12 protein-coding genes and 1 pseudogene are annotated in these 10,698 nt (G+C 56.3%); 7 read left to right on the forward strand and 6 right to left on the reverse strand.

The window, feature by feature from the left end:
• Nucleotides 1-283: 283 nt before the first annotated feature.
• Entirely contained in the window at nucleotides 284-988 is a 705-nt protein-coding gene (gene lexA / locus JKL45_RS05635; protein WP_201860140.1) for a transcriptional repressor LexA, read from the forward strand.
• Here lexA and JKL45_RS05640 read toward each other — a convergent pair.
• On the reverse strand, nucleotides 966-2,354 hold the full coding sequence (locus JKL45_RS05640) for a ComEC/Rec2 family competence protein (protein WP_312896913.1): 1,389 nt from the start codon (nucleotides 2,352-2,354) through the stop codon (nucleotides 966-968). The two genes, lexA and JKL45_RS05640, sit on opposite strands and share 23 nt — an antisense overlap.
• 82 nt (nucleotides 2,355-2,436) lie before the next feature.
• Here JKL45_RS05640 and JKL45_RS05645 point away from each other — a divergent pair, with 82 nt between their 5' ends.
• A complete protein-coding gene (locus JKL45_RS05645; protein ID WP_201860141.1) occupies nucleotides 2,437-4,122 on the forward strand; it encodes a recombinase family protein in 1,686 nt (561 codons plus the stop codon).
• Between the two features lie 78 nt (nucleotides 4,123-4,200).
• Here the strand turns inward: JKL45_RS05645 and JKL45_RS31095 are convergent, their stop codons facing one another.
• Nucleotides 4,201-4,491: a DUF6626 family protein gene (locus JKL45_RS31095; RefSeq protein ID WP_512699572.1), complete on the reverse strand. Its 291-nt coding sequence runs from the start codon at nucleotides 4,489-4,491 to the stop codon at nucleotides 4,201-4,203.
• A 56-nt stretch (nucleotides 4,492-4,547) separates the two neighbouring features.
• Here JKL45_RS31095 and JKL45_RS05650 point away from each other — a divergent pair, with 56 nt between their 5' ends.
• The 4 genes and pseudogenes from JKL45_RS05650 to JKL45_RS05660 all read left to right on the forward strand — a co-directional run bounded on the left by JKL45_RS05650 (nucleotide 4,548) and on the right by JKL45_RS05660 (nucleotide 7,988).
• Nucleotides 4,548-4,886, forward strand: coding sequence for a hypothetical protein (locus tag JKL45_RS05650; RefSeq protein WP_201860142.1), 339 nt, complete (start codon nucleotides 4,548-4,550; stop codon nucleotides 4,884-4,886).
• Between the two features lie 972 nt (nucleotides 4,887-5,858).
• Complete coding sequence (locus JKL45_RS05655; protein WP_201860143.1) at nucleotides 5,859-6,707, forward strand: hypothetical protein; 849 nt, start codon at nucleotides 5,859-5,861, stop codon at nucleotides 6,705-6,707.
• A 75-nt stretch (nucleotides 6,708-6,782) separates the two neighbouring features.
• Nucleotides 6,783-6,941 (forward strand): annotated as a pseudogene (locus JKL45_RS30760) (helix-turn-helix domain-containing protein); the annotation flags it as partial.
• A 240-nt stretch (nucleotides 6,942-7,181) separates the two neighbouring features.
• Entirely contained in the window at nucleotides 7,182-7,988 is an 807-nt protein-coding gene (locus tag JKL45_RS05660) for a DNA-methyltransferase (protein ID WP_246498328.1), read from the forward strand.
• A 32-nt stretch (nucleotides 7,989-8,020) separates the two neighbouring features.
• On the opposite strand, the gene JKL45_RS05665 is transcribed toward JKL45_RS05660, so the two are convergent.
• Entirely contained in the window at nucleotides 8,021-8,305 is a 285-nt protein-coding gene (locus JKL45_RS05665) for a hypothetical protein (RefSeq protein WP_201860145.1), read from the reverse strand.
• 174 nt (nucleotides 8,306-8,479) lie between these two features.
• On the opposite strand from JKL45_RS05665, the gene JKL45_RS05670 reads away from it, so the two are divergent.
• The gene (locus JKL45_RS05670; RefSeq protein WP_201860146.1) at nucleotides 8,480-9,154 is read left to right on the forward strand and encodes a hypothetical protein; all 675 of its coding nucleotides are present in this window, start codon (nucleotides 8,480-8,482) and stop codon (nucleotides 9,152-9,154) included.
• A 145-nt stretch (nucleotides 9,155-9,299) separates the two neighbouring features.
• Here JKL45_RS05670 and JKL45_RS05675 read toward each other — a convergent pair whose 3' ends face one another.
• The 3 genes from JKL45_RS05675 to JKL45_RS05685 form a co-directional block, all read right to left on the reverse strand.
• Nucleotides 9,300-9,650 carry a hypothetical protein gene (locus JKL45_RS05675; protein WP_201860147.1) on the reverse strand — a complete coding sequence of 117 codons (351 nt, stop codon included), beginning with the start codon at nucleotides 9,648-9,650 and terminating at the stop codon, nucleotides 9,300-9,302.
• 194 nt (nucleotides 9,651-9,844) lie between these two features.
• Nucleotides 9,845-10,114: a hypothetical protein gene (locus JKL45_RS05680; RefSeq protein ID WP_201860148.1), complete on the reverse strand. Its 270-nt coding sequence runs from the start codon at nucleotides 10,112-10,114 to the stop codon at nucleotides 9,845-9,847.
• A 68-nt stretch (nucleotides 10,115-10,182) separates the two neighbouring features.
• Nucleotides 10,183-10,692 (reverse strand): hypothetical protein, encoded by a 510-nt coding sequence (locus JKL45_RS05685; protein WP_201860149.1) that lies wholly within the window; start codon nucleotides 10,690-10,692, stop codon nucleotides 10,183-10,185.
• Between the last annotated feature and the right edge of the window lie 6 nt (nucleotides 10,693-10,698).

A 10,698-nucleotide genomic window follows, 5' to 3' on the forward strand; every position in this document is an offset into this window, starting at 1 on the left:
GTTTCCCTCCATATGAAGAGGCTCGATCATTAGACAAAATGATTCCTATTATATCAACTATAGATGACAACATGCCTTTCTAGACATTTATTCAAATTCGATTACTTCTCGATCCGTCCTGTTGTAAACATCGCCTCTTATTACATTAAGATACGTAAGATCTGAACTCAGACACTTACAGTCACTAAAAGCTGAGCAGCTGGCTTGCAGAACACAGCAAGAACGGCTACCTTGTTCCTGATTTGTTTCAGAATCGCCTTTTCGAAGGCAGTAAGGGCCAGCCATGCTGACGCGTAAACAGCACGAATTGCTCCGCTTCATTCATGAGCGGTTGCGTGAAACCGGGGTTCCGCCATCCTTCGACGAGATGAAGGACGCGCTCGACCTCAAGTCCAAGTCGGGCATCCATCGCCTCATCACGGCGCTGGAGGAGCGCGGCTTCATCCGCCGCCTGCCTAACCGAGCTCGGGCGCTTGAGGTGATCCGCCTGCCGGAGAGCACCAGCGGTGCAGGCAGCCAGCGGCGCTTCACGCCGAGCGTCGTCGAGGGCGGGCTGGCCGGCAAGGCCAAGGCCGCTCCGCAGCCGGCTTCCGATCCTCGCAGCCGTGAGATGTCGATCCCGGTGATGGGACGGATCGCCGCCGGTGTGCCGATCTCGGCGATCCAGACCCAGAGCCACTCCATCACCCTCTCGGGGGACTTCCTGGCCCAGGGCGATCACTTCGCTCTTGAGGTGCGGGGCGACTCGATGGTGGAGGCCGGCATTCTCGACGGCGACCTTGTGGTCATCCGCCGGCAGGACAATGCCAATACGGGCGACATCATCGTGGCGCTGATCGACGAGGAGGAGGCGACCTTGAAGCGCTTCCGCCGCCGCGGCTCCTCCATTGCCCTTGAGGCCGCCAACCAAGCCTACGAGACCCGCGTGCTCGGCCCTGACCGGGTCAAGATCCAGGGCAAGCTCGTCAGTCTGGTTCGCCGGTACTGATCTCGTCTTCCGGAAGATCCTGCTCAGGGACAGGCCTTGCACGCCTCGGTCTCCCCTGAGCGGGCACTCCTTCAGCCTGGATTGATTGGTCACCAGGCCAGTCCATCACCTCGCGGCCCTTCCTGACCGATCTGACCTCGATTGCGTCGTTACTAAGACGCAGGGTCGTGGCTCCGCGCTCCTTCAGGGCCTCACCGTCGAGGACGAAGGCTCCGTAGCATGTCGGCGGAGCCTGCAGCCGCGTGACGATCACATGCGCCCTGCGACAATCCTCCTCGAAAGCGGCGTAATCCTGGACGAAGGCAATCCGCCGTCCAGCTCCGGCGACCACCACGCATCCAGCGCTATCGCAGCGTGCCTCCTGCCTAAGGCTGGCATCATCCGCATTCCTGGCATCGCCATCCGCGCGCAACCATTGCTCCGTTACGAAGTCCGATGGCCGTCCGACTAGGGCAAGCTGTCCTCGGGCGCCGCGAATAGCCGCCCCTGCCCCCTCGCGGTCGATGAAGATGTCATGGCGAACTGGAGCAGCCGTGAAGGCAAGCCCGATCCCGGCCGGCACCAGGGCCATCCATCGCAGCGACGAGGCCGGTATGGCCAGGACGAGCAGGCCCAAGCTCAGGAACGCCAGGGCAGCGATGCTGAGCGCCGGCACCACCACGGTCGAGCCGCTGAAAGACCCGACCCAGGCCGACACCGCAAGCACCTGCTCGACGGCCACTCCCATCACCTGCCAGACAGGACGGTCGAGACCGAATGGGTAGGCCAGCACGCCCAGAACGGCCGACGGCATGACCACAACCGAGACGAGCGGCAGGGCGAGCGCATTGCCGATGAGGCCATATGGATTGAGCGACTGGAAGTGATAGGCCGAGAACGGAGCCGTGGCGATGCTGGCCACAAGCGTCGTGGTCACGAGCCCGAGCATCGCCCGTCCGGACCAGCGCAGACCTCGCTCGAGAATTGTTGCGGGTGTTCCTTCAGTGGGTTTGCGCTGCATCAGCGGCACAAGGGCCATCATGGCGACAACGGCCCCGAACGACATCTGGAAGCTCGGTCCCAACAGCGCCTCAGGCTCACGCGCAAGTACGATCAGAGCGGCAATCGAGAGATTGCGGATGCTCAGCGCAGGACGATCCGCCAGCACCGCGCCGAACATCACGAGGGTCATGATGAGCGAGCGCTCGGTAGCCACATCGGAGCCCGAAAAGATGCAGTAGATCGTCGCCCCGATCATCGCCGCCATGGCGGCGATCTTCTTCACCGGCCAGAGAAGCGCAATCGTCGATCCCAGAGACAGGAGCGCTCGAACCAGCCAGAAGAACGTGCCGGCGGCCAGCACCATGTGAAGGCCGGATATGGACACGATATGTTTGTCGATTTCGCCTATAACACCTCTGGCGCTCGGCTGAACTTGTCTCAGACCGAATCAGAACATGAGGGAGAGCATGGAAGTCCTTGATACGACCGCAACAACCAAAATCGATTCGGCAGACAGTCGCCCCCTCGCCTTCTCATATCTGCGTCTGAGTTCCGACAAGCAAAAGAAGGGAGACGGTTATCGTCGGCAGATGGAAGATACCGAACTTTATTGCGAAAAAATGGGTCTGCACTTGGACCACCAACTAGAAGACATCGGCGTAAGCGGCTGGACAGGTGCCAACGTTACCAAAAAAGCTGCGCTCGGCCAGTTCCTTGAAATGACGAAGGACAAACCGGGAAAGCCACGGAGCATCCCTAGAGGCTCACATCTCGTCGTAGAGTCACTGGATCGTATAAGTCGAGACAAGGTGATGAAGGCGTTCCGGATCTTCACCGAAATACTCGAAGCCGGGATCACCCTTCACACCTTTGGTGACAACAAGATTTATACGGAGGAATCGGTCAACGAAAACACGTCTGATCTGATCATCTCTATCACAATCATGATCCGCGCTAATAACGAAAGCACCATGAAGGCACGTCGGCAGCGCAAGACATGGGAGCAGAAACGAAAGGACGCCTCTAACGAAAAACTATCGGCACGCTGCCCGACATGGCTGAAACTTCTGCCCGACCGCAAAACTTTCGAGCCGCTGCCGGAAAGGGTGAAACTCGTTGAGCGGATGTTCATGATGTCTGCTGATGGGTGGGGATGTGACAGCATCGCAAGAACGTTCAACCGGGAGAATGTAAAGCCGTTCTCCCACGGTCGCTCGTGGCATGGAGGAACGGTCAGAGCCTATCTCCAGAGCAAGGCCGTCTTGGGCCACTACCAGCCCAACAGAACCATGCGCGTCAGGGTAGTGGATGAAGAAACAGGCGAACCAGAACTCAAGGTTCAGCGGGTGCCCGAAGGCGATGTCATCACCGACTACTATCCTCAAATAATTACAGACGAACAGTGGCATCGGACGTGGGATGCCATCGGAAGCCGGAGCTTAGGCAAAGCCATGAACCCGCAGGGGCGGAAGGGGTCCAAGCTCACGAACCTGTTCTCGGGCTTTGGACGCTGCGTTTACTGCGGCTCTCCCATGAACGTCCGCAACCGTGGTGAGTCCACCCGCCACAAGCATAAGCCCTTCCTGATGTGCTCGAACTCTCGAAACGGTATCTGTCCCAACAATCGGCAGTACACCCTTCCACCGCTCGAAGAAGCGGTTCTTGAGTTCGTTCAGGAAATCGATCTGTCGGAACCTCAGTCCATCGGGGCTCAAGTGCTGGAGCAGCAGATGGCCAGCAAGCGCACCAAGGCCGATGACCTTCAGTCCTTCATCGACAACCTCATGCCGTCCGTTGAACGAGGCTCCAAATCGGCTCAGAAGCAATTGGAGGTCCGTGAAGCTGAACTGGAGATCGTCGAACAAGAAATTGCTGCCATCCGGTGTCAGCTTGAATCCATGAAGGCTGCGGTGCCGCTGGCCGACCGACAGGCGGCCATGAAAGAGCTTAGGCAGAAGGTGGCCACTGCCAACGATGCGGAACTCTTTGCCATCCGCACCGGTCTTCGTCAGACGCTTCGGGAAATCATCACCTTCATGACTTTCATGCGTGACGGGTCCGTGGCCGTGGCTGTAAAGGGCATGGAAATTGGCTACATCTTCAAAGACGGTAAGATGATCAAGCGCATGGAAGATCTGAAGCCAGCAGCGTAAAAAGGCGGCGTGACCCAACATTTCCGGAAGTTCCGACACCCTCGCTTTGGATGGCAATCAGAGCTTCGGATGATCCAATTATAGACGCCGCCAGCCAAGGGCTTGGGCCACTTGGCAATCCCGATCCAGATCAGCAATCGTTTTTTCAAGTTGCTGCCTGATCGTTTGCGGCGTGAACTCCGCGATTTGCGCGAGGCGTCCGCGCAGTATCTGGATGACGTTCAGAGGAACTGTAAGTTGCCCTCGCTGCTCGATATTCTTGAGATAGCGTGGCCCTTTCCCTAGCAGCCGCGAGAAGTCCGCCTTGTTTCGAACGAGCCCTATAGCCCGGAGCATGTGGTAGGTCTGTGAGAGGTTCGCGGCAATCATCCTGCATATTTAGCTAAATACAGGCATCAAAACACATTTTCGCTGTAGGTGCCTCTATGAACCCTCATACCTCAATCGTTGATGCGGCCAACAAGTTGGCCGTCCAGAAGCTTATTCGGCTGCATCTGCCCCCTCCTTTCGATCCGTTTGCAGAAGGTGGTGTAACGATTCGCGCCGACCTGACATCGAACAGATCGGGCGTCCCACATAGCGCGGAGACATGGTGCTACGAGTTCACCGGCACCGGTTGGCAGATGGTCGTCCGAGCCACCTTCTATGAGGGTAATCTGCTTGAACCTCTCGCGACCCACTGTGTGATTGAGAGGTACGACGGGACCACCATCGATGCGGCATGTCAGGCGGCGAATGCGTGGCTCAAATCTCTGCCGATTTGATAGGGTTTAGGCGCACGAGTTTATCGACTTTCTGCCCAACAGTGTGAGATAATAAATAATATTGATGGATGACCATCGCACGAAACGCTCAGGAGTTATAGGGGCCAACTCCGCCCCAAAACGGAAACCGGGACAAATAACAAAGGCAGAGACGGGTGATGCCGTCAGCCGCAGACCGGGGACTATGAGGTAGAGCACCGACGAGACGGAATTGAGACAAACTGCAAGTGTCGGTGTCTCTCTAAACGGCTGCTCGGCAAAGGCCAGAATGGCGCTTTGCAAGAAGGCACCTCCATAAAGAGGATAGGTATGCCTTGACGACTTTGGCACCTATCCGCGTGGACCGATCCCTCAACGGTCTGGTCCACGAGCTTCGATTTCAATCGATAACCGTTCTGGCGAAAAGACAACCGGAAACGCAAGTCGCGGCAGATGCAAAAGGCGCATCGCACATCTAGCCGCACGATCCCAAAGTTTCACTCGTAGGTGTGTTGCCGGGGAATGGGCCGTTACATGCTGGCAAACGGAGAACCACCAGCAATCAATAAAATGAGCACGCGGCCAGTTGAGCGATCACAGACTCAGGGTGTGAATACGCAATTTTCCCTCCTTCTCTGCTCATACGTCTCGGTATGTTCAGAGAAGGGGGGAAATAGACGATTGATCTTGGGTGTGAATGGAAGAGAGATCCAAAAGAAATTGTTTGCAGATCACTGATGGTCTGAAGGGAGAGCGTTCCAGAGCACAGCGAGGGAACGCGAACAACGTAAGACCATCAGTGGGCACAGGGTCGCGAAGCGATCCTGTCCCATGAGAGGATCAGAGGAATACTAGAGCGGTCTCAGAACGGTTCACGAGGACCGTCAGCAACCGTCAGCCTCCATTCCTTGAATCTGTTGGAAATAAACCAAAAGCCACTACCCGGTATGCGAAGTCTGTGTCACCAGATACGAAAAGCTTTGGGGGCACGCCTTGGGATATGAACGTTTCATCGGTTCTTGCGTCAATGGACACCTCGCCGACCTGAAAATTCTCGCTGCGATCCTTGTCAGCCAGATTGAGGAAGAGCCCCACGTCTACACACCACGCAAAGAGCGTGGACGCCGTAGCGTCGTTTCAAAGGGCTGGCGCGACCGGCTTCAGAATTATGAATGGAAGCCGAGGAATGGATCTGACGGGATAGGACAGGCCCGACAGATTGCTGCGGATTTCGAACCCGTCGCTCAGAAGATCGATGCTGGATTGCCCCTCACAGATGAAGACCATGAACTACTCAAGAGCCTCGCTCGACGGACGTTCGAGTGGGGTGGTGTTGAACGAGGGGCCACCAAGCAGAACCCCACAGGTGATCAGATAGCAGCCGTCATTGCCAGCGCCCTTCAATGGAGACACGTCAACGACGCCTTTATGGATTCCGGATGGACCAAGGTGGCCGCATTCGGAACAGCATGGCTGGAGGATGCCGACCGGACGCCGCAGATCATCTATGATAGCCGAGTAGCTGCGGGTTTGATCCGCAATGTGGAGAAAGCCATCCTGACCGGTGGAGAGGGATGGTCCGACAAATTCAAAGCCTACGTCCAAGACCAGCTACGGTGGGTGCCGGGTCGAGACGCCAACCGGCTCCGGTCTCTCCAACTGCGATGGAGGTCTGGATATCAAAAATGGCAGCCGCAGTTCTTCGGGAGCCTGCTCGTAAGGCTCATGCGGGACGCTCTGAATGCACAGCCTGAACGCTATGGGCTAATGCCGGATCAGGATGGTGATCGCCGCTGGACGATGCGCGGGATCGAGATGGTCATGTTCATGGAAGGGTATTGATCGCCCAAAGAGCGCCCTTGAGTTCTACCACCGAACCATGAAAGGTTTAGACAGTCCCTCCTGTCGATTCCTTTCATGAAATTTGCACCCTCAATCCGAGATGCGCGTCAGCGCGCAATCCTCTCTCAGGAGGAACTGGCCCAAGCCATCGGCGTGACACCCCGTGCGGTATGGCTGGCCGAACAAGGAGCAGGAACGCTAAAGACCCTGATCTCCATTCTCGACCACCTCCGGATACCGGTAGCTGGCCTTCCGCCAGCCAGCAGCCTCGGCGCTCGCGTCCAAGCGGCCCGACGAAGGAAGGGCTGGTCGCTTCAGAAACTCTCGGAGCGGAGTAGCCTCTCGATTCCTACGATCCGTGGGCTGGAACAGGGCAAGGGGCGCATTGCCAGCCTTGAGGCTGCCATTGCCGCATTAGCCCCGACTGCGCGTGTGCGGAAGCCTGCAACAGTCAGGAGGGAAGCGCCTCGCAGTATGGGCGGTTCATCGGTCCAGAGATTGGTGCATGCCGACTGCATCGAATTCATGCAGGGTATGGAGAGCGCGTCTGTGGATCTGGTCGTGACCAGCCCTCCGTACAATGCCGGTAAGGAATACGAGGCCGATCTTTCGGTTGAGGAGTATGTGAGCTTTGCAGAGCGGTGGGTCTCGTGCATTCCACGGATCTTGGCTCCCAGCGGCGCGCTTTGGCTCAATGTCGGTCATATCAAGGTCTCCGAGACCGAAAACGTCCCTCTCTCCTACCTCTACTATCCGCTGCTCCGCCGATATGGTCTCCATATGCTTCAGGAGGTCGTCTGGCATTTCGAAGGGGGAATGTCTTACAAGACTCGCTTTTCGCATCGTACAGAGCGTTGGATGTGGCTGGTCAAAGACCCCAAGAAGTATGTCTTTCACTTGGACGATGTGCGCGACCATACGCTCAACATCGGCTCTGACAATCGAAACAACCCTGCCGGAAAGAACCCAACCGACTACTGGCACTTTCCCAGAGTGGTGGGAGGACGTGGCGCATCACGGGAGAAGACGGCACACCCCTGCCAGTTTCCGGTCGCTATGATCGAGAGGATCATCCGAGCCTGTAGCAACCCCAGAGACGTTGTGCTCGATCCCTTCGGGGGCTCCGGCACTACCGCCGTTGCGGCCTACCAGAATGGTCGTGGATTCATTAGTGTCGAGACCAACCAGCGTTACCACGAGATCGCCAAGGCCCGTTTGGAGAGGCTGCATAAGGAGAATGGCGCAGAGCCTCCACCCGATCTTGAGCGTCTTGCCTCATAAATCATTACGGGCTGTGATGGGGCTTCGGGTAATTAGTTGACGTAAGCGGCGTCGTGGCAAAGCTTCCGGAAGGAATGGTCATGGAAGTTAGCGAATAGCTCCCAAGCCGCATCGACATCCTTACAGAGCACATCAACCGAAAAACCCTGATACCGAGGTGCGAGCGATCTGACAGCAATGATCCGGCTTGGACCTGTGGCCTTGCGGATTTTGGTCAGGAGAGCCCATTCTGCATCATCGAGGACGTAGAGGGTGACGGTTCGAAGACGCTTCTTAAAGGTGGAGGTTTGGGTGGGGGCGAAGTCGCTGTAGCGCATGGTGGTCCTTCGACATAGGTGCCCGGTATTTATCCAATGTCTGTGAAAACATGGGCTGTCGGGACGTTAGGTACTCACTCAGACTTGCGTAGCTGTAGATAGCGCATAATCCGGAGCTTGACCCTTGTAAGTCTCTACGGGAAGCTGGTTCCAAAATGCGAACGGGGTGGGGCAGTGTATTATCTTGTAAAGCTATCGGATGATGTTCTGGAGTCGATGGTGCTTGCCGCAGTGGAGGCTTACTGCCTTGGGGATGGGCGGAGGTCTGGTGCGGCTCATCTCGAAACTTTGGGGTACGTCTGGGGCTTCGGTAGAATTGAGGATGAACTCACGGTTCTATATGTCACCAAACTCAGTATGAGCCTTTCGGCACGAAGGACCAATAATAGTGTCACACCGAACTTAAGGGCTGCACTACTCAAGAACGAAGTGATTAGGCGATGGTCGCCTCAGCTATCCTTGCTTGGAGATTTTCATACACATCCATACGAGGATTTGTCTCAAGTCCAAGGATGTAACGGCTTTGAGTTCTCTACTGCTGACTACGCTTCCTTCGCGAAAGACGATCTCGTTTGGAACGAATCCGGAAATTCGCCTCTTATGTTGGCCATGACGATCTGTAAGCTGAACCGCGTGCATACGTCTATTGGCGGAGAGCAAATTCGAGGTAACGTCTGGCGATTTGATGTCGGAGAGTACCGACTTTGGCTTAATGCCGCTGTTGGGGAGCTTGACGCGCAGGGAAACCGCGTCGCGACAGGCAATAAATACTCAAAAGTAGACCTCGACCTAAATTCCCGTTTCTTCAACATCAGCGGGGATCGGATCATAGATCGCTTGTCCGCGTAATCTCCGCGATTACTCGGTCGAGTCCCTGAGTCGATCTGAGGACGCGAGTTCATCGTCGCCTCCTTTGAGGAGGCGTTAGAAGTTTGATCCAAGCTCAACCCATATAGCTGGTATGCTAGGGGCGGGTTTTCCCGCCCCCTTCTGCTTAGATCCCATACTCCACTAGGAGCCGGGTACGAAGTCGTCCCCGCGCGGCCTGTTCCAGATCGAAGTCTGGACCGATCACGACGTGTACGGGAGCGCGCACATTGATTTCTTGAGAAGCGATTGCTCTGGAGAAATTTCTCTCTGGAGGCTGACCGGGCTTTGCGTACTGCGCGAATGTAATCATAGCGACCGGAGTTTTCTTACCGTCGCGCCCCGGGTTCACGATGCAGGCACTAACACGATAATACCCATCGCTACCATGATAGTTCGAGGGAGCGTTGACGATCTCGCAGTCGATTTCGGTGTAAACCCGGTCGTGATTGACCGGCGGAAGGGGTTTCAGAGACATGGCTCTATCCATCTGTAAGTAGGTGGGTGAAGAAGGGGAGCAGTTGCTCCATGTCCTCATCCCAAGGTCAGTGATCTGAGGAAGGGGAGCAATGCTCCAACGTCCTCAACACTAAATCTGGGCAACGCTTCGCCATTGGTCAAGGCACATTTTCACAGCATCCGCCTCAGCCTGTCTCAATCTTCATCAACCGACTATTGAGGCAAGACCTCGTACTTCCAGCCAAAATAGCTGTAGAGGAAGTCGCCACTGCCCTCCTTGTCGGTAAGTTTGGCTTTGATCCGGAAGCGGGTTCCGACCGGATAGTTCCGGCTGAGAGACTTCGAGCACTCGACGTGCAGGTTGGTCGGCAAGCCCTGACCTGCCACGGGCCGAATATGGATCGGCCCGTGGAGACCACTCGTCTGGGAGGGACGGTAACTCTCCACGATCACCAATCGGTATGGCTCGTCCTTCTTGGCCATATCCTCTTCTACCTCTCGTTCTTCAGTTGTCGCTGCATGTAAGCCACTGCTGTCCCGGTAGCAGAACCTCACAACTCGGGAACAGGTCGATCTTCACTCGGCTCGCTGGCTATTCTGCCTGCTGCATGGAGGTTCTTCCGTAGGAGCCTCCCGGCGATAAACCCAATCAAGCTCCACGCGAGCATCCGGACCAACACAAAGATGAATGCCTGTTCCGAAAGAAGCGGAAAAGGTACTCCGCGCAGTACCGCCTCCCAGATGGCATACACACATCCGGCAATTGCTCCCGTTATGGCAACCAGCCTCGGCACTTGTGTAATAACAGCGGTAGCTTTGTGGTCCCCGCGACGGAGACGACGCTGAAGCAACAACCTTACTAAGAAGCCCCACAGGAAGCCAAGTAATGTGACGGGCAGGAGGATATAGGTCGCCAGACGGAGGACGCCTTCAAGCTGAAGGGACGAGGTGCCAACGTCTGGAACAATCACCAAAACAGACCAGACCACCGATCCAATGAGGCTGTTTCTGGTCCAGCGCCACGGGATTGCAGCGATCCATTTTTCAGTCTTGTCATCCACCGCGTC

Origin of the sequence: Microvirga soli, assembly GCF_016734765.1 — a bacterium.
GTDB classification, from domain to species: domain Bacteria; phylum Pseudomonadota; class Alphaproteobacteria; order Rhizobiales; family Beijerinckiaceae; genus Microvirga; species Microvirga soli.